The following is a 22,430-nucleotide window of genomic DNA, read 5'->3' as shown; positions in this document are numbered from 1 at the left end:
TCATGGCTGATTTCCTGGGAACCGACTGGCACGAGAAGATCTTCACCGGCACTTGGACCGCCGGGTCCGGCGACTCCTACGACGTCATCGAACCGGCGACGGGAGAGACCCTGGGCCGCCTCGGGGCCGCCAGCGCCGACGACGTCAACGCCGCCGCCACCCGCGCCGCGGCCGCGCAGAGGCAATGGGCGCGCACAACACCGGCCGACCGCGCGGCCGTGCTCCGCCGGGCCGGTGCCCTGTGGGCCGAACACGCAGACGAACTCTCTTCCTGGATCGTCCGCGAAGCCGGCTCCATCCCGGCCAAGGCCGCCCTCGAAATCGCCTCCGCCGAAGCGATCTGCTTCGAGTCCGCGGCCCTGCCCAGCCACCCCAAGGGCCAGGTCCTGACCTCGAACGAACCCCGCTGGTCGTTTGCCCGCCGGGTGCCGGCCGGAGTCGTCTCCGTCATCGCCCCGTTCAACTTCCCGCTCATCCTCGGCATGCGCTCGGTCGCGCCGGCACTGGCCCTCGGCAACGCGGTGCTGCTCAAACCCGACCCCCGCACCGCGGTGTGCGCAGGCGTATCGATCGCGAAGGTCTTCGCCGAGGCGGGACTGCCCGAAGGACTGCTCCAGGTCCTGCCCGGCGGACTCGACGCCGGCGAAGCCGTCGTCGCCGCCCCCGAGGTCTCGGTCATCTCCTTCACCGGGTCGACCGGGGCCGGACGCAAGGTCGGCGAAGCCGCCGGTCGCCTCCTCAAGCGCTGCCACCTCGAACTCGGAGGCAACAACGCGCTCGTCGTCCTGCCCGGCGCCGATGTCGGTCCGGCCACCTCGGCGGGGGCCTTCGGATCATGGATGCACCAGGGCCAGATCTGCATGACCACCGGCCGCCACCTCGTCCACGAATCGATCTTCGACGAATACGTCGAGGGCCTGGCCGAACGGGCCCGGAATCTGCCGGTCGGCAATCCCGCCACCGAAGACGTCGCGATCGGACCGATCATCGACGAGAAGCAGCGCACCCACGTCCGCGACATCATCGACAAGGCCACCGCCGACGGTGCCCGTCTCGTCGCCGGGGGAGTCGGCGAGGGCGCCTTCGTCCCACCCACGGTGCTCACTGACCTCAGCCCGTCGAACCCGGCGTGGACGACCGAGATCTTCGGCCCCGTAGCCCCCGTGGCCCGGTTCTCCACCCTCGAAGAAGCCGCGGAGATGGTCAACGCCAGCGAATACGGCCTGTCCTTGGGCATCCTCGGTGATGTGGGGTCGGCCATGGAGCTGGCCGACCTCGTCGATACCGGAAAGGTCCACATCAACGAACAGACCGTCTCCGATGAGGCCAACGTCCCCTTCGGCGGGATGAAGGACTCCGGCAACGGTTCGCGCTTCGGCGGTGCCGACGCCAATATCGAGGCCTTCACCGAAACCCAATGGGTGACGATGCGTTCGACCATCGCGCCCTACCCGTTCTGATTCGCCACACCACCTGATTCGGAGACTCCGATGTCCTCATCCGCCCCGTCCGCAACCATGCCTGCCGTCACCCCGGCTGGTCGGTGGCCCGCCGTCCTCTGCTGGCTCGCCGTCGCCCTCGAAGGCTTCGACCTCGTCGTGCTCGGCGCAGTCATCCCCGAGCTCCTCGCCACCCAGGCGCTCGGCTTCACCCCCGAGGCGGCCACCGTCGTGGCTACGCTCAGCCTCGTCGGCGTCGGACTCGGTGCCGTCTCCGTCGGTCCCGTCGTCGACCGGATCGGCCGACGCTGGGCGATCATCGCCTGCGTCATCGGTTTCAGTGTCTTCACCCTCTTCGTCGCCTTCGCCCCGAACGTCGCCCTGTTCACGACGTTCCGGTTCATCGCCGGTCTCTTCCTCGGCGCCGTGATGCCCAGCGCCCTGGCCTACATCAGCGAATACAACAGGTCCGGAAAGACGGGCAAGGCCACGACCCTGACGATGACCGGCTACCATGCCGGCGCCGTTGCGATCTCCCTGCTCGCCGTCGCCTACTCCCACAACTGGCATCTCCTCTTCATCGCCGGCGGTGTCGCGGGCCTGCTCATGGTTCCGCTTCTGTGGTGGAAGCTGCCGGAGTCCGAAGCATTCCTCATCGCGCAGGAGCTCAAACGGAACCCGGCGGCCGCCTCGGCGACGGTGGGAGCGGACGTCGACCCTGCCGGCGGGGTCGATGCGAAGGCGAAGACGGGCATGGCCGGACTCTTCGAGGGCAAACTCGCACTCGTGACCATCGGTGTGTGGGCGGCGAGCTTCATGGGCCTCCTGCTCGTCTACGGCCTCAACACCTGGCTGCCGAAGATCATGGCCGACGCCGGCTACGAGGTCTCGGACTCCCTCGTCATGCTCTTCGTCATGAATATCGGAGCCGTCGTCGGGCTCGTCCTGGCCGGATGGCTGGCCGATAAGCACGGGACGAAGAAGATCGTCCTCATGTGGTTCATCCTCGCCGCGATCTTCCTCGCCGCGCTGTCCGTGCCGATGACCAGCCAGATTCTGCTCAACGTCGCCGTCTTCGTCACCGGCGTCTTCGTCTTCTCCGCCCAGGTCCTCGTGTACGCTTTCGTCTCAGCGATCTACCCGGCCCAGGCCCGCGGCACCGCGCTCGGCATGGCCTCGGGAATCGGCCGCCTCGGTGCCATCGTCGGACCGTTCATCACCGGTGCCCTCGTCACCGCCGGCATCGCCTACCCCTGGGGCTTCTACCTCTTCGCCGTCGTCGCGGTGCTCGGGTTCGCGGCCATGGCCATCGTGCCGAAGTCGGTGAAGTGATGTCCGGGGTGTTGGCTACTCTGGGGGTATGACCCGCTGGATCGATGCCGCTTTCGTGCGCGGCGGCACAAGCAAAGGCCTGTTCTTCCGTGAGGACGCTCTGCCGCCGTTGGGCCCCGGGGGTGACACCTCGGAGCGGGACGCGATCTTCACTGCCGCCTTGGGATCACCGGACTCGTTCGGCCGGCAGCTCGATGGGATGGGCGGAGGCCTCTCCTCGCTGTCGAAGGTGATGGTCGTGTCCGCCTCGACCCGTGCCGGGGTCGACCTCGACTACATCTTCGGGCAGGTCGCAGTCACCGAGGCGGTCGTCGACTATTCCGGCAACTGCGGAAACCTCTCCTCCGGGGTCGTGCCCTTCGCCCTGTCGTCCGGGCTGGTCTCTGCCGACGACGGGTGGCATGTCTTTCGCCTATTCAACACGAACACCGAGAAGTTCGTCGATGTCGGCCTCGACGTCGTCGACGGGCAGGCTGCGGTCGAGGGCGATCTGATGCTGCCCGGTGTCAGCGGCACGGGCGCGACGATCGAACTCACCTACCCCGACCCTGCGGGCAGTCGGACCGGTGCACTGTTGCCGACCGGAGTCGCACGCGAAGAATTCGAGGTGGGCGGATGTCGGTTCGAGGCTACGCTTGTCGATGCGACCCTGCCGCTCGTGGTCGTGCCGTCCTCGTTGGTGATGCTGCGTGGCACCGAATCACCCGGAGCTATCGACGCAAACGCGCCGTCATTGCGCCTCATCGACGAGCTGCGGCGCAAAGCCGCCGTGCGCATGGGGCTGTGCGAGACTCCGGAGACGGCGCCGGAGGTCGTGCCGAAGGTCGCGATCGTCAGCAATCCGCAGGCGACGACACTCCTCGACGGCACCGGACTTGCGGCTGCCGACGTCGACATCCTGGTCCGCGTCATCTCGATGGGACAGGCGCACAAGGCCGTCCCGGGAACCGCGGCGATGTGCCTGGCCGCGGCCGCACTTCTGCCCGAACGTGATTCGTTCGTCCGCGGAATCATCGAACGCAACAATCCCGAATGGACCGGCCCAGAGGTGCGACTGGGCACACCATCGGGAGTAGTGACCGCCTCGGCGGTGTGGGACGACGACGCGCAGACGGTGACGGCGACCTCCCTGTTCCGCACCGCACGGGTGCTCATGGTCGGGAAGGTCGCCGTCAGCGACTGAGGGGTGGCCGGCCTCAGCTCAGGCGGCGCCGACGAACGAGGAAGACGACGCCCGCGCCGATTGCGATGAGCCCCGCCGCGATCGCCATCATCACCGTCAGGTCGGTACCCGTCCGGGGCAGATGGCCTCCCGCGTCGCTGCCCGAGTCGGCGTCGCTCGCGTTGGCGTCGCTCGAGGCTGACGCGGTGCCGTTGTTCCCGCTGTCGCTGCCGCTCGCGCTGTCGGAGCCAGCGTTAGCGCCGTCGGCGCTGCTTCCGGCGCCGTCCGAACCGGCAGAGTCCGAACCGTCGGCGTCCTCTGACCCGCCATCTGCACCGTCCGAGTCAGACCTCGCACCATCCGAGCCCCCGTCATCGGAGTCCTCGTCGAAGAGCCCGACGATCACGGGATCGTGGTCGGAGGCTCGGAACTGATCCGGTGCGAAGAGGTCAGCCGCGTTGTAGTTGAAGCGGCTGTATTCGAGGGCCAGCGCCTCCACCGAGTTGATGTTCCAGATATCGGCCCCGGTGATCGCGTCGAATCCGCTGGAAGGAAGGGCCGCCTCGGTGCTGGTGTTCTGTGTGTTCGCCGCGTTTTCTGCGCCTCCAGCGGAATCGAGGGCGAGCACGTGGTCGAGACTGCCGGTGCGCGAACCGTAGACGTAGGTCGACTTATCCGTCTTCTCCGAGGCGACGTCCTTGAAGCCGGCCTCGTAGAAGACCTGCATCGGATCCTCCTGTGTGTACGAATTGAAGTCGCCGAGGAGGTAGACATAGTCGCTGCCGGCAGCCTTCTGCCGGTCTCCGGCGAAGTCGACGAGCGACTTCGCCTGCTTGACGCGATCGGCGTTCGAGGCACCCTGGCCGTCGCCGGAGTCCTCATTGCCCGGACCTTCGCCCGAGCCTTTGGACTTGAAGTGATTCGAGATTGTCACGAACGTCTTGTCCTTCTCGACCTCACCGGAGTCGTCCTTCGGGGCGAACGCCTGAGACAGGGGTTCGCGTGCGTTCGAGAACGCATCCTCATCGTCAAGGATCGTGGAGTCCTTCTGCGGGGCCACCTCGGCGGGCTGATAGATCAGCGCTGTGCGGATGACGTCCTCATCGGCCGGGACCTCTTCGGGTGAGGGCACGAAGTCCCACTTCTCGGTTCCGGCCGCCTCGTTGAGGCGTTCGACGAGCGTCTCGAGCGCGACATCGCGGTCGTCGCCGAACTTCGCGGAGTTCTCGATCTCCATGAGGGAGACGACGGAAGCGTCGAGCTTGTTGATCGCCGTGACGATCTTCGACTCCTGCCGCTTGAGGCTCTCGGCATTCGCAGCCCCTCGAGCCTCGCAGCCGCCGCGGACGGTGATGTGGTTGCCCTCGCGGTCGTCGTAGTAGGTGCAGCCGGAGAGCTGGTCACCGGTCGTGGTGAAGTAGTTGAGGACGTTGAAGCTGGCGAGACTGATCTGACCGCCGACGGCCTCCGGAACCTCGGTGCGGGTGTCGGAGAAGCTCGCCGGCTGGACCGCGTCAGCGTTGGCCCCGGTCAGGCGGGTTGTGGGCTGGAAGCGCCACTTCTCGTGATCGAATCCGAGCACCACCGGCGAGGTGATCGTTGCCGTGGCGCCGACCCGGACGGGAGCGTCGTTCGAGACATAGGGCAGAGGCACATCCTTATCGTTCTCCAGGAAGTTCACGGTCGCTCCGTCGTCGAGGATGACCTCGCGTTCGAGGTTGTCCGCCTCGATCGCCTCGGCCTCTTCGGAGCCCGGGCGGGCCACATCCGTGGCCTGAGGGAGGGTTTCCTCACCGGTGGCCAACACGACTTCACCATAGGTGTTCGTGTTGTAGTTGTCGGAGACGGTGAGCTCACCGCTGGGCTGGAGGAGCATACCTTCGAGGGCCTCGCGTTCGGCCTCATCCGTGGGGAACGCATCCTCGACCGGTTTGACCGCCTCGGCGGGTTCTTCCAGAGTCGTCAATCCGTTCGCACCGACGGAGATCTGCGTCTGACCGTAGTGCTCGGATACGATGCCGGTCAGTTCGAGGTGATCGCCGATGCTGATGCTGCCGACGGTGTCGGGGGAGTAGACGAAGATGCCGTCGGAGGCACCCGGAGTCTCGTCGTCGGCCCCGCCGGTGCCGGGTGTCTGCACGTAGTAGCCGTTGAGACCGCCGTCGGGGTAGGAAGCGGTGACGACGCCGCGGGTCTTCACGGTCTCACCCTGAAGGGGGCTCTCGCTGCCCGTGCCCTGGATGTCAGCGATCGGAGTGACGTCTTCGGGGTCAGGGCCCGGATCTTCGCCGCCATCATCACCGGGCAGGGCGTTGGGGGCGGGGGCCGCGGATGTCCATGTGCCGTCGACGAGCTGGATCGACTGCCCGCCGGCGGCCGTGGCACCCGTGGGTTCGGCTTCCTCACCGACCACGGGTGCGGGCGTGTACTTGCCGTTTGCTCCGGTCACGCCCTTGCCGCCGACGACGCCGCCGATCTGTGCGAAGGACACGAGTGCGCCCTCGTCGTCGATGGCGTAGGCGGACGAGCCGTAGCTGCCGTCGGCGGCGGGACCGGAGTTCACGGAGTTGGTGATCGGCACCTCGACGGCCAGTGCGCCGGAATCACCGACGGTGCTGTCCTCGGGCAGCGTCGTCGTGTTCTCCTCGGCCTGGACGCTGCCGCCGCGAGTGACGGACCCGATGGTCCACCCCGAAACGTCCGTGCCCGGTTCCGCGGCGATCTCGATGAAATCGATGTCGAGGGTGTAGCCGATCTCGCTGATGTGGACAGCATCGGCAGCAAGCGCCGGGCCGCCGGGAAAAACAAGTCCGAGGCCTGCGACGAGGCAGAGAGCAGCAGCGGATGAAGCCGTCTTGGAGACGTTCATAGGGGCCTTTCGTGGGAACGGAGCACCGCGCACGGAATCAGCGCAATCTCCTGCACGTTATCCGGCGACAGGTCGACAACGGTGTCGACCATGTGAATACGATGTGAACTGACTGTACTACGGACTTCTGCCGCTGTGGCGTCTATGCGAGCGATCTGGGCTCGCCGTGTGGGCATCGCAGTACGGTGGAGTACCGTCGTCTCGGAATGCCGCCGAGGTGGCAGAGACTCAGACGAGGCCGAAACCGAAAGAGGTCAGTCATGGCAGTTCCCCGTCCCGTCGCCGATGTCATTGCCCGTCTGGCGCAGAAGGGCCCAGGCGGTTCCCGCCGACCGTCGGAGGTCTCGTTCGCGGAGATCCCGGCGAGCACCGAGGACATCAGGATTCCCACGCGTCACGGCAGTCTGCCCGCGACGGTCTACTCCCCTCCGCAGGGGATGGAGGGCAGGGGCGTCTATGTGAATCTGCACGGCGGCGGCTTCATCCTGCGCCACCCCGAACAGGACGACCCGCTGTGTCGGTACCTCGCAGCTGAAGCGGAGGTGACCGTGATCAACGTCGATTACATTCCTGCGCCGCAGTGTCGCTTCCCCGGCCCTGTCGAACAGGCCTATGATGTGGCGCTGTGGGCAGCGGAGAAGAAGCGCCCCTGGGACGGCACACGATGCGCCATCGGTGGTCAGTCCGCCGGCGGCGCCTTGGCCGCGGGCGCGGCGCGGCTCGCGCTCGAACACGGCGGTCCTGAACTCGCTCTGCAGATGCTCATGTACCCGCCTCTCGACCTGAGCATCCCCGCCGCCCAGAAGCTGCGCGAGGGCAAGGAGACGTTCCTGGCGCGCATGGGCCCGATCTTCGACGTCGTCTACTGTCCGGATGCGACCGACCGTCGCAGTCGTCTGGCGTCACCGGCCGGCGACCACGACACTGCGCCACTGGACGGCATCGCCCCCGCCCTCATCATCACCTGCGGCAGAGACATCCTTCGTGATGAGGGCATCCGCTACGCCGAGCGTCTCGAACGGGCCGGGTCGCTGCGCGGGCACGTCGACCTGCCCGAGGTCGGTCATGGCTTCAACCTCATCGGCGCCACACGACAGACGGTGCTGCCCGTCTACGAAGGGATCGCCGAGGAGGTCGGGCAGCAGCTGAATACCGGTCCCTGAGTGCGATCGACCGCGTGACACCCCGCCGATCGCGACAAGACGATCAGCTGCGGAAGGCGAACCTCGTCTCAACGAGCTGATGATCGGACGGGAAGCGGTTCTGCCGCTGGTGCGGGATGAGTTCACAGCGGCCGCCCACATCGACGAACCCGTCTTCGGTCAGGCCCTCGGCACTGCAGCCGCGCATCACGCTGTCGACGATGTCGAGGCCGCGGGAGAAGATGAAATCGATGCGATCACGAGGTTCGGCGCCGTCGGTGCGACCCGGTTCGGGCTTCTCCTCATGACCGGCATGGGTGAGTGGTTCGATCGGAGACCAGGTATCGGCCGGCGCGGCGACGGGGTCGGGGTGGATCGCGCGGAAGGTGTCGGTGAATCCGGCGGCCAGCAGCGCATCGGGAGAGCGCCAGGCGATATCGGGTCGATCGGTGCGCGCCGCCCAATCCCCGGTGGACGGGGTGTTGAAATCACCGCAGATGACCACCGGCAGGTCGTCCTCGTCGACCTCAGCGCTGATGCGGGCAGTCTCGGAGAGGATCTCTTCGATCTGCTGCAGACGAGGAGCCTCTTCGGCATCGGCGACCTCTTGGCCCTCACCCTGCAGGGCTCGGTAGACCGCATAGGGGTACGGCGCGAGGTGGACGGACCACACGAGGATCCGCGGCGAGTCCGGCAGCGGTCGCACGAGTGCGGCCTGAGCGTAGGGCAGCGTGCTGGTGTCCACCGGCGTCAGCTGCCCGGTGCTGAGCACGGCTGTATCCCATCCGCGCTGCGCATGATCCGCCAGGAGCTTCGGGGCCAGGTTCTCCGCAGCGCTGCCCCAGCACTCCTGCAGCGCCAGGACGTCTGCCGGGAACTGCGCTGCGATCGCGTACTGCTTCTCCTGGCCGAAGTCGACTTCTCGACCGCCGTACCAGACGTTCCATGTCTGCAGGGTGAAAGTGGTCTCAGCGGGCATGGGATCTTCTCCAATGATCGGCATCGGGTGGGTGGTCAGTAGTCGGAGTCGAGGAGGAGCGTGCGGGTTCGGGAGTCGAAGCGCAGCTGGGCGAAGTGCCGCAGCCGCACCTCGCCGGCCAGTTCGATGCTGGGATCGCTGTTGACTCCGATCACCGTGCATCCGGCCGTGTGAGCTGCCTGTGACCCCACCGGTGAGTCCTCGAAGGCGACCACCGCCGAGGCGGCCAACCCGAGTCGCTGTGCGGCCAGCAGGTAGGGGTCCGGAGCGGGCTTGCCCTGATCGACATCGTCGATCGTGATGATCGCGTCGAAGAGGTCGAGCATGCCTGCTCGCTCGAGAAGGCCGCGCACGTCGCCGCCGCGACCGTTGCTGGCCACGGCGATCGGGATGCTGCCTGACAGTGATGCCACGAGTTCGGGAGCACCGGGCACGGGTGCTGCGACGTGTTCCAGAGCGGCGCTGTAAGCGCGGTCGACCTCCTCGGCTGTCGGCGGTCGGACATCGCTGGGGGAACCGAGGCTCTTATGCACCTGCTGCAGTCGCGCCACGGCTTCGGCTGCTGTGAGTCCGCGAAGATCCTCGGCTGCGATGTCGTCTGCGGCCAGCGACTCCAGGTAGTCTCCCATGAGTTCGATCCAGGGCGCTTCGGAGTCGACGAGGATACCGTCGCAGTCGAAGACGGCACCGGAGAAGCCGGTGATGGAGCCGCTCATGCGCGGAGTCCTGCGGCGTCGTTGCGGCCCAGGCGCAGTGCGGGCTCGGCGGTGACTGAGGCATCGATGCGCAGTCCCGGTCGCATAGCGTCGGCGTCAGCGGAGGCCAGCGATGCCGACCACTGTGCGCTGTGGTCGCCGGGCAGACCGAGGTGGACCATCGTGCGCTCGCCGGTGTAGGTGCTGTGCTTGACCTCGAGGAAGCCATCAGCGGCCGCGGTGATCGAGAGATTCTCGGGCCGGACGAAGATGGTGTCATCGGGTGCGGGTTCGACGGGCAGACGGTCCCGGATCGTCCAATCGCGGCCGACGGCGAACTCATTGATCGATCCGACGAAGCGGGCGACGAACGCGGTGGCGGGGGAGGAGTACACCTCGTGAGGGGCGGAGTACTGCTCGATCCTGCCGCCGTTCATCACGGCCACACGGTCGGCGATCGCCAGCGCCTCTCCCTGATCGTGGGTGATGAAGACCGTCGTGGTGCCCAGCGCCTGCTGCACCCGACGGATCTCATCACGCAGTGAGGAACGGACCGAGGCGTCGAGTGCCGACAGCGGCTCGTCGAGCAGAAGGACCTTCGGCTGGGTGGCCAATGCGCGGGCCAGAGCCACGCGCTGCTGCTGGCCTCCCGAGAGCTGATGCGGGAAGCGGCCGCCCATGCCGGTCAGCCCGCAGATCTCGAGGAGTTCCTCGGTGCGTCGGCGCCGTGCTCCGACATCGACCTTGCGGATCCGCAGACCGTATTCGATGTTGTCGCTGACACTGAGGTTGGGGAACAGGCTGTAGCTCTGGAACACCATGCCCATGTCCCGGCTGTTCGGCGGCAGTTTCAGTACGGATTCGCCGCCGACGAGCACGTCTCCTCCGTTGACCGGTTCGAAACCGGCGAGGATGCGCAGAGTCGTCGTCTTGCCGCAGCCCGAAGGGCCGAGGAAGCTGACCATGCTGCCGGCCTCGATGTCGATGTTGAAGTCCTTGAGCACCTCGGTGCTGCCATAGGACTTGTCCACGTGCTCGAAGCGCACGGACTCGGGCTCGTTCGACTGCTCGGGGCCCGCGGGCGATGGTCGAGTGCGTTCAGAGATGGTCATGAGGTCACAGCGTCCTTTCTTGAGGCGGCGGCCGAAGCGGGGGCCGGGTCGTCGGCCTCTGTCTCATCGTCTTCGCTCACAGCGTTCGGTCGGTGACCGAACCGCGATGCGCTCACGGTTGCAGCTGCCAAGAGCAGCCACGTGGTGAGGTTGAGCAGCACGGACAGCGTGATCGAACCGCGGAAGTTCGTGCTCGAGAGCGTGTTGAGGAAGACCGGCAGGGTGTTGATCGACAGGGTCGCGGCCACCGTGTACTCCGCAATGGACAGGGCGAAGGTGAAGAAGAGGGAGAACATCACCGGTCCGCGGATGTTGGGGATGACGACCCGGCGGAGCGTGGTTCCCAGTCCGGCACCGAGGATCGACGAGGACTCGAAGAGGGTGCGCAGCGGCAGGGTGGACAGTCCGGCATCGATCGACCGGAAGGTGAAGGGAAGACACAGGATGACGTAGGTGCCGACGAGCACGAGCGGCAGGTCCTGGGACTGCAGCATGGTGTTCAGCTGCATGCCGAAGCTGCCGCGTCCCTGGGATGCGAGGCTGCGCAGAACCGCCGAGAGCCCGGCGACGATCGCGATCGCCGGGACGACCAGCGGAAGGGTGCACAGGATGCTGAGCACCGATCGCAGTCGGGGCGCCCAGAGGTGGACGGCGACGACCGCGGGAACCAGCGTGACGACGAGGATGACGGCGGCGAGCACCGACACGATGAGGCTGCGCATGAGCGGGGCCACGATCTTTCCTGAGTCAGCCAGACCGGTGAGCCCGGATGTGGTGAAGCTGCCGTCGGCACGGAAGAACGAGTAGGTCAGCGAGCTCAACAGCGGTGTGAGGATGAAGATCGCCAGGGCCGCCAGTGGCAGCCAGGCCAAGAATCTCCTCATCCGCGGAGAGCTGTTCAGGTGTTGAGCCACTTGGCGCTCCTCTTCGTCAGTGCGTTGAAGGCGATCAGGACGATGACGGCGATCGCTCCCGTCGTCACACCCAGCGCCATGGCCACCCCTTCTCCGCCGGTGGCAGCAGAGCCTGCGAGCTGGCCGGCGATCTCGAGGGGGATGAGGGGGAAGCCGCCCGTGCCGATGAGCACCGCCGCCGAGGCGTGAGTGCCGAAGGCGGAGCCGAACATCAGCAGCCAGGCGCCCAGCAGGGCAGGGGTGATGACCGGCAGTCCGACTCGGCGCCAGAAGGTCAGGTCGGTGCCGCCCAAGGAGGTGTTGGCCTCACGCCACTGCTGTCTGAGCGCGACGAAGCTGGGCAGCGTGAGCAGGATCATCGTGGGGATGAGGAAGTACTGGTACATGAGGATCAGGCCCTTGACACTGTAGAGCGTGAACGTCGAATCGACCGCAGTGATCAGCGCGGTGAAGTATCCGGTGTTGCCGACCGCAACGATGAAGGAGAACGCCAGAGGGACGCCTCCGTCGTTGGCCAGCACGCTGGAGATGACCGCGGTGATGGAGTCGACGATCTTCGACTTCACGGTCGAGATCGCCCAGGCGCAGATGCCGCCGAAGACCGCGGCTACCGTGGCGGCGGTGAACGACAGCAGCAGGCTGTTGCCCAGGGCCATCGAGCGCGAACCCGAACCCAGCGCGGTGTAGTTGTCGAGGCCGAAGGTCTTCGTCCCCGGTTCGCTGCCCGGGACGAGGAACGATGTCGCCGCCATTCCGCCGATCGGGATCACGAAGAACAGCACGATGATGATCGTGATCGGTGCCAGAGCCGTCAGGGCCGGTGAGGGGGTGCGCCTGCGCCGTGGGCCGGCCGGAGAGGAATCTTCTCCGGCCGGCCCACCGGTGTGCGGCAGCGACTGTGGGACTGAGGTCATCCGATCGCTTTCGCCCAGTTGTCGGCGAGGACCTTCTGCTGCGAATCCCGCTGTTCCTGAGTCGGCTGCGGTGCTGTCTGGTCCACCGCATCATCGAGCAGCTTCGACAGCGCATCGTCGTCGACCGTGTCGGACTCGACCATGGCGTCGAGTCGTCCGGGCATGACATACCCCTCGAGCAGCAGGTTCTGCCCCTCGTCACTGAAGACGAATTCCTGCCACAGGCGAGCAACTGCCGGGTGCGGTGCATCCTCGTTGATCGATGCTGCGTAGTAGGAGGCGACAGTGCCGTCCGACGGGATGGAGATCGACATGTCCACCCCGCCGTCAGCGAGGTCGTCCGCCCACTGCAGGAGCAGGTAGTCCCAGTTGACGGCGATCGGCGTCTCACCAGTCTCGAACGTTCCGGCCTCGGCCTCGGTCGGCACGAGGTTGCCCTTGTCCGAGAGCTCCGCGAAGTAGTCGATGCCCGGCTGGATGTCATCGAGTGAGCCGTCGTTGGCCAGGGACGCGGCGACGACGGCCATGAAGCCGGCCTCGCCCGTGGTCGGGTTTCCGCGCATAGCGACCTTGCCCTTGTACTCCGGGTCGAGCAGCTCCTCGAAACTCGTGGGGCACTTCTTCACCGCTTCGGCGTCGCAGCCGATGGCCATGGTCCCGCCGAGGTGGTTGAACCAGGTGCCGTCCGGTGACTTCATGTTTTCGGGGATGTCATCGGCGGTTTCAGGGTAGTACTCGGCGAGCAGACCCTCTTCGGCGGCATCGACGGCAAAGGATTCGCCGGTGTCGAGATAGTCGAGAGAGGTCTCCTGCCCCTGCCTGTTCTTCACCGCGTTGATGAGGTCCTGGCTCGCGCCGGTCGAGGTGTCGTTGTCGATCTCGATGTCGTACTTCTCCGCGAACGCGTCGAGCAGCCCGCCGTAGTTGGCCCAATCGGGGTAGAGGCCCATGACGTTGAGCGATCCCTCCGCCTGAGCCGCTTCGACGAGAGCATCCATGCCCCCGCCGTCTTCGACCGACGTCGCCGATCGCCAATTGGCGGATTCCTCAGATTCCCCGCTGCCACCGCAGCCGGACAGGGCCGCCAGAGCGCCCACTGCGAGGACAGCTGTGAGCTTTCGTGTGTGTTTGAGCATCGTCGTACTCGCCTTTCGGACTTGCGCGTAAGCGCATGTGTTCTTATTCGAAGTGCTTCGATCCCCATCCACGATAGGGAACAGATGAAGGATAGGCAATTTAGCTCACTAGTGAGGATGTGGAATTAAGAATAACCTCACCAGCGAAGTGTGAATGGAGAGTGACACTGTCGCCCCTCTCGGGTGAACACTGGACGCCCGTCGACGTTGCCGCATCCGGATGGTCAGCATGCGGTGAGTGCGCTGTCATCGACATCTCGGTGCTTGCGGTAGCGTAGATGCACAGCACCGTATGCGGTGCTGAGCGTGCTGGCGGGACTGGAGGAATATCATGAGAGGACTGAAGGCGTGACCGAAGCGCAGCGGGAGTCAACCGGGGCGAGTGGCGCAAGGTACGAGCAGATCGCGGAGCAGATGCGGGAGTCGATTCGCACCGGGGCACGTCAGGTGGGGCAGAGCCTCGAATCCGAAGCGGCTCTGGCCGCCGAGTACCGAGTCGCTCCGGGCACGGTGCGCGAAGCCCTGCGTCTGCTGGTCAGCGAGGGCACGCTGGGAGGCCGCCGGGGCGCGCGGAAGACGGTGCTGCGACGTCCCCGTCCGGCGGCCGTGGCCGAGGAGTTCCGCAGCTTCGCGCAGTGGGCGAGTGCACACGGACGGACTCCCGGCGGTCATGTCATCGAACAGAACTGGCGCATCGCGGGGGAGGAGACGGCCGCGGCACTCAAAGTCGACCCCCGTGCACGTGTGCTGCGGGTTCTGCGTGTGCGTCTGCTCGACGGGGAGAAGGTCATGGTTGAGAGGACGAGCTACCCCGAGCAGCTCGGCGAGATGGTCGAGAAGATTCCCGGTGATGCGGCATCGGTCAGCCGCAGCCTCGCCCAGCAGCACGGAATCGTGTTCGCCGGTGCCGATCATGTCTTCTCAGCCACCGTCTGCGGCCAACAGGACGCTGCCCTCCTGGGTGTCGCCCGCGGGCGACCGCTGCTGCGTCACCTCCGCCGCAGTCGTGACAGCGCGGGCCGGCCGCTGGAGATCTCCGAAGATCGCTATCTGGCCAACATCCTGTCCGTGGCGATGTCGAACGGCCGCAATGTCAATCCGATCAGCTGGCTGACCGCCGACGAGCCGAACTGGTTCTGAGGTCCTCGCGGGCTGCGTGAAGCCACAGACGAAGGCGGCCCGGCTCCCCTTGCGAGGAGGCGGGCCGCCTTCAGTGAGAGGTTCGCGTTCAGCCCTTGAGTTCGGCCGCAAGTTCGTGGAAGTCGCGACTGGGGTTGCCGAAGCGGTGCAGAGTCATCGACACCGCCTGCTCCTGCACGTAGTAGCGCAGCTCCACCCGGGCAGAGGACGTCACCGGCTCATCGATGATCGCAACTTCGGGGCGAGGAGCGGCCGCGGCCAGCAGTTCGTCCTCAAGGGCGCCGAGCACGCGGATGCGGGCCCCGACCGTGTCGTCGTACCTGCCCGCGGCGACCATCTCGGCGAAGTCCGCGGCGGACTCGGTGCGTGCGGCGACCCCGGCGTTCGTCACGGCGATCTTCACCGCGGCGGGTACATCCTCGGCGACGGAGAGCTGAACCGTCGCCCCGACGGTCTTGGCCGCGTGAACCGAGCGTTCGAGGTCGAACAGCGTCGCCGTCGACGTCACTCGCAGAGTGACCGGACGAGGGCGGTAGCGGAAGATGTTGGCCTCGGAGGCCAGCCCGGTGTGGTCCTTGGCCGCCCCGAATTCGCGGGCCAGCCAGCGTTCGTCATCGGCCTTGGCCAGATCGAGGTCCTGCTCGGGGCCGACGGCGCCCGGCAAGCTCGCGGGATCGTCGGCGTAGTGGCCGAAGAGCATGAGGTAGTTCGGCCCGCCGGCTTTCGAACCCAGACCCACCGAGGACTGCTTCCAGCCGCCGAAGGACTGCCGGCGCACGATCGCTCCGGTGATGCCGCGGTTGACGTAGGCGTTGCCGACCTGAACACGATCGAGCCAGGTCCGCACCTCCTCCGGGTCGAGGGAGTGGATGCCGCCGGTGAGACCGAAGTCCACGGCGTTCTGGAACTCGATCGCCTCGTCGAGATCCTTCGCGTGCATGAGCCCGAGGACCGGACCGAAGACCTCGGTGAGGTGGAAGAACGACCCCGGTTTGACCCCGTCCTTGATACCCGGGCTCCACAGGCGTCCGGTGTCGTCGAGCTGCTTGGGCTCGAGCAGCCAGGACTCTCCGGGCTCGAGCGAGGTCAGGGCGCGACGGAGCTTGTCCGAAGGATCCTCGGTCAGCGGGCCCATGGTGGCCGCGAGGTTCGCCGGCCAATCGACGACCATCGAGGACGCGGCATCGATGAGCTGGCTGCGGTAGCGCTCGGAGTCGTAGGTCGACCCGACCATGATGCCCAACGAGGCGGCCGAACACTTCTGCCCGGCATGGCCGAAGGCCGAATGGACGAGATCGGCCATGGCCAGATCACGGTCGGCTGCGGGCGTGACGATGAGAGCGTTCTTGCCCGAGGTCTCGGCGTTGACGTGGAGTTCGAGGCGGAAGGACTTGAACAGGGCCGCGGTCTCCGAGGCCCCGGTGAGGATGACCCGGTCGACATCGGGATGGGACACGAGGTGCTGACCGAGGTCCCGTTCGATCGGGGCGCACAGCTGCAGAACGTCCTTCGGGACACCGGCCTGCCACAGGCAGTCGACGATGAGCGCCGAACAGTGCGGCGTCGGCTTCGAAGGCTTGTGGATCACGGCCGACCCGGCCGCCAGGGCCGCCACGGTGCCGCCGGTCGGGATTGCGACGGGGAAGTTCCACGGCGGGGTGATGACGACCATCTCATCGGGGGTGAACTTCGCCCCGTCGAGCGAGTCGAGTTCGAGGGAATTCAGGGCGTAGTAGCGGATGAAGTCGATGGCTTCGGAGACCTCGGGGTCCGACTGCGCGGGCATCTTGCCGACCTCGGCGGCCTCGACCGCGATGAACTCACCGCGACGGGCGGCGAAGATGTCCGCGGCCCGGTGGAGGATCTCGGCTCGTCCGGCAGCCCCGAGCTCACGCCAGCCCTTGGCCGCGGCGCGCCCGGATGCGATCATCTCATCGAGCTGCTCGGTCGATTCGACCGTCGGCGCGTGCGGACGATCGTCGAGGTACCCGGGAGCGGTCGCCTCGGCGATGATCTTCCGGACCCACGCCTGGTTCGCCGGCAGCGAGGGATCGGTGTCGGGTTCGTTGAAGAACTCGGTCGGGACGACGGTCTCGCCGAGGACTTCGGCCGAACGGTCCTGGTGGCGGTTGGGAAGGGGCGCGGCTTCACCTTCGGAGTCGAGGATCGACTCGAGGTCGGCGACAGCGGCGGTGAACCGATCGGCCTCGCGCTTGAACACGTCGTTGCCGTTGGCGAGGTCGAAGATGCCGGACATGAAGTTCTCGGAAGCCGAGTTCTCCTCGAGGCGGCGCACCAGGTAGGAGATCGCGACGTCGAACTCCTTCGGGTGCACGGCCGGGACGTAGAGGAGGAGGTCGCCGACGTCCTCGGTCACGGCGGCGGCCTGCTCGCTGGCCATGCCCTGGAGCATCTCGAACTCGACCCGGTCGGTGACCGAACGGTCGACGGAGAGATGATGGGCGAAGGCGATGTCGAAGAGGTTGTGTCCGGCCACGCCGATGCGCAGGCCCTTCATCCGCTCCGGAGTGAACAGCCAGTGCAGGACGCGCTTGTAGTTGGCATCGGTGGACTGCTTCGAGTCGCACGTCGTCACCGGCCATCCGGCGATCTCGGCGTGCACGGTCTCCAACGCGAGATTCGCGCCCTTGACGAGGCGGACCTTGATCCCGACGCCGCCGTTGTCCACACGTTCGGCGGAGAATTCGCTCAGCCGCTGCACCGCGCCGAGCGCATCGGGCTGGTAGGCCTGAATGACGATTCCGGCCTCGAGGTCCTTGAACTCCGGTTCGGAGAGCAGGCGCGTGAACACAGCGATCGTCAGTTCGAGATCCTGGTACTCCTCCATATCGAGGTTGACGAATTTCGCGCCCGTCGGGGCCTTCGCAGCCTGTTGGTAGAGGGGGCGGAGACGCTCGACGACATAGTCGACGGTCTCGTCGAAGGCCCACATCGAGATCTGCGAAGCCACCGAGGAGACCTTGACCGAGACGTAGTCGACATCCTCGCGGGCGAGGAGGCGGTGGGTCTCCTCGAGGTGGTGGTCGGCTTCGCCGTCGCCGAGCACGGCCTCGCCGAGGAGGTTGATGTTGAGCCGGTGGCCGTCGGCGGTGAGTTTCGCGACGGTTTTGCCGAACTGCTTGTCGCGGGCGTCGACGACCATGTGCCCGACCATCTGGCGCAAACGGGTGCGGGCGGCGGGGACGACGACCTGCGGGGCGATCTTCGCCAGCGCGGCGCCGGCCTTGATCTGCGCGCGGTCGAGGGCGGACATCGTCTCCGGGGCGAGCTTGCCGACCTCGGCGAGGGCATCGGCAGCCGCATGCACATCATCGGTGCGGACCACACGATCGACGAATCCGACCGTGAAGTCGAGACCGTTCTCATCGGAGAGGACCGCGGAGAGGCGTTCGGCCGCCGGGTTCTTCGCAGCGGTCTTCGAAGTTGCCACCCGCAGCCATCTGCGGACGGTGTCGATCGACCGGGCCGTGAGCTGTTCGAGATCGGTATCGGTGTGCAGCAACTGCGCTCCCTTGCTTGTCGTGGATGGTGCCTTCGCGCATCGGCGCTGACCGCGTGGCTTCGATCTCAGTATGCTCCGCGGGAATCCGGGGGTGAAGAGACCGGAGACCATCACTGACATCTTTGAGTCAGAAATATTAGAATGACGGGATGTATTCCCCGGAGTTCCGTCGTCAGGCGGTGGCAGCGCTGGAGACCTCCACCCTCGCCGAGGTGGCGCTGGCCACGGGCGCGTCCCCGACGTCGCTGCGGCGCTGGGCGAGCAGATCCGACCTGAGCGATCGCCCGCGCAGCGGGCGCCCGCCGATCCAAGACACCGCCGACCGCGTCGTCGAGGCTCTTGTCGCGACGGCCGGGGCCCGGATCTCCGGACGAGACTATTCGACTCGGGCGCTGGCGGAGGCGACCGGTCTGAGTCAGAGCATCGTCTCCCGCTCCGTCCGCTCTCTCACCGTGCCCGTGGCCACGGTGACAGGCGGCCACGAGATCATCCTCGCCGCCAGCGGGTTCCCTCTCGTCATCGTCGGTGTCCGGCGCGTCGATGCTGGTGACGAGGGTGAGAACGGGGGCGGAGGCCCGTCGGTGCCGCCACGACGGATCCAGCGTCGGATCGCGGGAATCGCGGCGGCGCTGCGCTCGGCCGGCGTGGGGCGGTGGCGGCAGCGCTTCGACAGCGAACACCGGCAGATGCCCACCGGTCAGCTGCTCGATCTGTTGTCAGGCGAGGGCCGTTTCCTCGTCTTCGACCCGCTGCGAGAAGTTCCCGACGACCTCGGTGCGGGGCCGGAATCACGGGTGAGCGCATGCGTTGACTTCGAGGAATTCCTCGACGCGCTCAAGGCCATGCTGGCCGGATGCCAGGACATCCCCGGGTCTCTGCTCGATCTGCTCTCCGCACGGGTCCGGCACGGACTCGAGGGGGTGCTGTGGCGGGAGTCTGTGCCCGTCGAGCCCGTGAGAAGTTCCATGAGTTCTGACTCAATGGAGATCTCTTCATGGCTGCCGAAGGAGACCCGGTCGATCACCGAACACCTGGCGATCGCCCTGCGCGAGGAGATCATCGACTCCGGTTACGAACCCGGGGACCGAATCAACCCGCGCCTGCTCTCTCGACGGATGCGTGTGCCCAGGGCCTCCGTTGACGCCGCCCTGCGCCGGATGGTCGATGACAAGCTGCTCGACGGTTCTCGCGGCGGGGCGCGGATCCCGCTCATCACCACCGTCGACGTGCTCGACCTCTATGCCGCCCGCATGGCCATCGGCGAGGTTGTGCTGAGATCGCTGTCCCTGCGCCCGCAGCGTTACCTCGTGCCCGTGCAGTTGGCCCTGCGGCAGGTCGAGGCCTCGGCACCGACTCGCAGCGGAATCGACGTCGAAGACGCCGACCTCCATTTCCAACAGGAGCTTGCCCGAGCCTCGGGACTGCGGGAATCGGCGCGGGCCTTCGAATCCCTGACCCTGCGGCTGCGCCTGTTCATCTCCGTCCTCCAGCTCGACTACTCACCGGCCAGCGACCGCATCGTCAGCGACGATCGGGCGATGTTCCGCGCGCTGAGCGGAGCGGATGCGAAGACCGCGATCGACGTCTGGCGCGGCAAGGTCGACAATGCGGTCCGTCATATGGCCGGTCTGCTCGGTCGGCGTCGCTTCGACCAGCAGCTGTGGACTCAGCTCACCCGCAGCCTCGGGTGAGGCCGGGCTGGGAGACGGTCGGCTCAGAGGCCGAGCAGCGCGATCGCGATGGTGAAGTACACGAGCAGACCGCTGGCATCGCAGAAGGTCGAGATGAACGGTGTCGACACGACCGCGGGATCGACCCTGCACGCCTTCGCCGCAATCGGAATCGAGCCTCCGACCACGGCCGCGATCGGGCAGTTGACCGTGAGCGTCAGCGCGATGACGGCACCGATCTCGAGGCCGTAGAGCGGGGAGGCGATCGCGAACGCCGGTACGGCCAGGAGCACACCGAGCAGCAGACCCGTCGTCAGTTCCTTGCCGGCGACTCGGATGAAGTCGCGCAGTCCGATCTCGTCCATCGCCAGTGCACGGGTCACCGTCGTCGCGGCCTGCGAACCCGTATTGCCGCCGATGCCGGTCAGCAGCGGGATGAACAGCGCGAGCGCAACCACCTCGGCCAGCGTCGATTCGAAGATCTCGAGCACGTGGACGGTGAGCACCGCCGAGATCGCGAGAACGAGCAGCCACACGATGCGGGTGCGGGCGATGGTGAGGACCGATGTGGGAAGGTACCGGCGATAGAGCGGCTGGGTGCCGCCGGACAGCGCGTAGTCCTCCTCGTCGGCCTCGGCGATGATGCGTGCGGCATCCTTGATCGGCAGGATTCCGACGAGGCGACCCTCACGGTCGCCGATGGGCAGGACGGTGACGTCCTCGCGCAAGGCAGTTCTGGCGGCGGTCTCCATATCGTCATCGGTGTGCGTGATCTCCTCGACGGGCACGGCCAGGCCCTCCACTCCGGTACCGGGTGCGTAGCGGAGGAGTTCGAGCGCGTCGAGGGTGCCGACGATCCGACGATCAGGGGTGAGGACGGGGATGAGGCGGACGTCCTCGAGGTCGACCTCGGTGTCGCGCAGTCGACCGGTCACCTCGGCGACGGTGTCGTTCGTCCACGCGATGACGGCCGTCGGCGACATCCGGCGGGCGATCGAATTCCGGCCATAGCCGGCGATCGCCATCACCGCGCCGAGGTCGGAGGCGGGGACGGCGTTGAGCAGCTTCGTCGTGACATTCGCGGGCAGCTCATCGACGAGTCGGCCCTGATCCTCGGGATCGAGGTCGCTGAAGATCGTGCTCAGCTCCTCCGTGTGGAGGGCATCGATGATATCCGAGCGCGTGCCGCGGTCGAGACCGTCGAAGACCTCGACGGATTCGTCTTTGGGCAGGAGGCGGAAGACGATCGCGGCTTCGGTGGCCGAGAGCTCGGCGATGAGCTCAGTGGTCGCATTGGGACCGAGATCGCGGATGGCGGAACCGAGGGCCGCGAGATCACGATCGTCGGTCAGCGTCCGGACAGTGGCGGCGTCGAGGACAGAGGTCATGACGTACTCCAAGCAGAGTCGGGTCGACGCGTGCGCGGTGGGGCAGGCGTCAGCGGAAGTGAGGGAGGGGGCACAATCGACTGTCGGAATCCATTGACAACCACCTCCCGGGAATCTGCTCGAAGAAACTTCTGCGCGCGCATCATCGGCGCGCGGTCCGAGTCTAACGGACGCCGGTGGGGCATCGAGAATCCGAGGCAGGGCGCTCCCAATCGGCTGGTATAGATTTGGGGAGGAGCGAAGCCGAGGAGGAGAATCGAACCGTGGAGACTTTGGTTGTGGGTGTGGCCGGCGGAACCGGCAGCGGAAAGACGACACTCACACAGGCGCTGTTGGACAGATGCGAGGGCCCGCCCTCGGTGCTGTTCCACGACAACTACTACAAGCGACGCGATGAGCTCAGCTATGCCGAACGTGAGAAGGTCAACTACGACGATCTCGACGCCTTCGACAACGATCTCTTCGTCGAACATCTCACCACGCTGCGCGCCTCACAGGCGGTGCAGAGTCCGGTCTACGACTTTTCGATCCACAATCGCAGCGATGCCACGACCCTTGTCGAACCGTCGCCGGTGATCATCGTCGAAGGCATCCTCATCTTCGCGGAGCCGCGCATCTGCCGACTGCTCGACATCAAACTCTTCGTCGACACCGACGCCGATGTGCGTCTGCTGCGTCGGATCAAACGCGATGTCGTCGACCGGGGGAGGACCCTGCAGTCGGTCGAAGACCAGTACCTCGGCACGGTCAAACCGATGCACGAACTCTATGTCGAACCCTCGAAACGCAACGCCGATCTCATCATCCCCGAGGGCGGCCACAACATCGTGGCCATGGACATGATCCTCAATCGGATCCAGAGGGGTGTCGGCGGAGCCGGCTGAGTCGCGGCCCCACATCCTGTGTGAGCCGGCATAGTGCCTGACTGGGACGTTTCTGAGCTGGACGTGTCTGACCTGACATGTCTGACCTGGACGAACGGCGTTTGCCGGGTTTGTCTCCGATGTCGTGTCAG

Annotated in this window: 16 protein-coding genes; 7 read left to right on the top strand and 9 right to left on the bottom strand. The window is 66.4% G+C overall.

From position 1 onward, the window contains the following. The first annotated feature begins 2 nt into the window (after positions 1–2). Genes ACSE4D_RS04730 through ACSE4D_RS04720 form a run of 3 tightly spaced genes read left to right on the top strand, consistent with a single transcriptional unit; the run spans position 3 to position 3,954 of the window. Complete coding sequence (locus tag ACSE4D_RS04730) at positions 3–1,460, top strand: benzaldehyde dehydrogenase (RefSeq protein ID WP_436326707.1); 1,458 nt, start codon at positions 3–5, stop codon at positions 1,458–1,460. A gap of 30 nt (positions 1,461–1,490) precedes the next feature. Next, positions 1,491–2,771: an MFS transporter gene (locus ACSE4D_RS04725; protein ID WP_135537389.1), complete on the top strand. Its 1,281-nt coding sequence runs from the start codon at positions 1,491–1,493 to the stop codon at positions 2,769–2,771. 28 nt (positions 2,772–2,799) lie between these two features. Beyond that, the gene (locus ACSE4D_RS04720) at positions 2,800–3,954 is read left to right on the top strand and encodes a PrpF domain-containing protein (RefSeq protein WP_135537388.1); all 1,155 of its coding nucleotides are present in this window, start codon (positions 2,800–2,802) and stop codon (positions 3,952–3,954) included. Positions 3,955–3,967: 13 nt separating this feature from the next. On the opposite strand, the gene ACSE4D_RS04715 is transcribed toward ACSE4D_RS04720, so the two are convergent. Then, complete coding sequence (locus tag ACSE4D_RS04715; protein WP_135537387.1) at positions 3,968–6,802, bottom strand: ExeM/NucH family extracellular endonuclease; 2,835 nt, start codon at positions 6,800–6,802, stop codon at positions 3,968–3,970. A 260-nt stretch (positions 6,803–7,062) separates the two neighbouring features. Between ACSE4D_RS04715 and ACSE4D_RS04710 the strand changes: the two genes are divergently transcribed. Next, on the top strand, positions 7,063–7,965 hold the full coding sequence (locus ACSE4D_RS04710; protein ID WP_167854316.1) for an alpha/beta hydrolase: 903 nt from the start codon (positions 7,063–7,065) through the stop codon (positions 7,963–7,965). 43 nt (positions 7,966–8,008) lie between these two features. Here the strand turns inward: ACSE4D_RS04710 and ACSE4D_RS04705 are convergent, their stop codons facing one another. The 6 genes from ACSE4D_RS04705 to ACSE4D_RS04680 are packed head-to-tail and all read right to left on the bottom strand — an operon-like array spanning position 8,009 to position 13,694. Further along, positions 8,009–8,923: an endonuclease/exonuclease/phosphatase family protein gene (locus ACSE4D_RS04705; RefSeq protein WP_167854315.1), complete on the bottom strand. Its 915-nt coding sequence runs from the start codon at positions 8,921–8,923 to the stop codon at positions 8,009–8,011. Between the two features lie 35 nt (positions 8,924–8,958). Next, entirely contained in the window at positions 8,959–9,639 is a 681-nt protein-coding gene (locus tag ACSE4D_RS04700; protein ID WP_135537384.1) for an HAD family hydrolase, read from the bottom strand. Next, complete coding sequence (locus ACSE4D_RS04695; RefSeq protein ID WP_135537383.1) at positions 9,636–10,730, bottom strand: ABC transporter ATP-binding protein; 1,095 nt, start codon at positions 10,728–10,730, stop codon at positions 9,636–9,638. Before ACSE4D_RS04695 ends, ACSE4D_RS04700 begins: the two co-directional genes overlap by 4 nt. Continuing rightward, a complete protein-coding gene (locus ACSE4D_RS04690) occupies positions 10,727–11,602 on the bottom strand; it encodes an ABC transporter permease (RefSeq protein ID WP_205683269.1) in 876 nt (291 codons plus the stop codon). Before ACSE4D_RS04690 ends, ACSE4D_RS04695 begins: the two co-directional genes overlap by 4 nt. A gap of 26 nt (positions 11,603–11,628) precedes the next feature. Next, positions 11,629–12,558 carry an ABC transporter permease gene (locus ACSE4D_RS04685; protein ID WP_135537382.1) on the bottom strand — a complete coding sequence of 310 codons (930 nt, stop codon included), beginning with the start codon at positions 12,556–12,558 and terminating at the stop codon, positions 11,629–11,631. Continuing rightward, positions 12,555–13,694, bottom strand: a complete 1,140-nt coding sequence (locus tag ACSE4D_RS04680) for an ABC transporter substrate-binding protein (protein ID WP_135537381.1) — start codon at positions 13,692–13,694, stop codon at positions 12,555–12,557. The genes ACSE4D_RS04685 and ACSE4D_RS04680 overlap by 4 nt, the downstream gene beginning before the upstream one ends. A gap of 297 nt (positions 13,695–13,991) precedes the next feature. On the opposite strand from ACSE4D_RS04680, the gene ACSE4D_RS04675 reads away from it, so the two are divergent. Then, positions 13,992–14,834, top strand: coding sequence for a GntR family transcriptional regulator (locus tag ACSE4D_RS04675; protein WP_436326706.1), 843 nt, complete (start codon positions 13,992–13,994; stop codon positions 14,832–14,834). An 88-nt stretch (positions 14,835–14,922) separates the two neighbouring features. Here the strand turns inward: ACSE4D_RS04675 and ACSE4D_RS04670 are convergent, their stop codons facing one another. Next, positions 14,923–18,357, bottom strand: a complete 3,435-nt coding sequence (locus ACSE4D_RS04670) for a bifunctional proline dehydrogenase/L-glutamate gamma-semialdehyde dehydrogenase (RefSeq protein WP_240689539.1) — start codon at positions 18,355–18,357, stop codon at positions 14,923–14,925. A 149-nt stretch (positions 18,358–18,506) separates the two neighbouring features. Between ACSE4D_RS04670 and ACSE4D_RS04665 the strand changes: the two genes are divergently transcribed. Then, positions 18,507–20,048, top strand: a complete 1,542-nt coding sequence (locus ACSE4D_RS04665) for an FCD domain-containing protein (RefSeq protein WP_135537380.1) — start codon at positions 18,507–18,509, stop codon at positions 20,046–20,048. A gap of 23 nt (positions 20,049–20,071) precedes the next feature. On the opposite strand, the gene mgtE is transcribed toward ACSE4D_RS04665, so the two are convergent. Continuing rightward, complete coding sequence (mgtE, locus tag ACSE4D_RS04660) at positions 20,072–21,415, bottom strand: magnesium transporter (protein WP_135537379.1); 1,344 nt, start codon at positions 21,413–21,415, stop codon at positions 20,072–20,074. 263 nt (positions 21,416–21,678) lie between these two features. Here mgtE and udk point away from each other — a divergent pair, with 263 nt between their 5' ends. Continuing rightward, a complete protein-coding gene (gene udk, locus ACSE4D_RS04655; protein WP_135537378.1) occupies positions 21,679–22,299 on the top strand; it encodes a uridine kinase in 621 nt (206 codons plus the stop codon). The last annotated feature ends 131 nt before the right edge of the window (positions 22,300–22,430 follow it).

This window comes from Brevibacterium sp. FAM 27836 (assembly GCF_051351055.1).
Classification (GTDB): Bacteria; Actinomycetota; Actinomycetes; order Actinomycetales; family Brevibacteriaceae; genus Brevibacterium.
The sequence above is the reverse complement of the archived record's forward strand: the minus strand, read 5'-3'. Positions and strand labels throughout refer to the sequence as shown.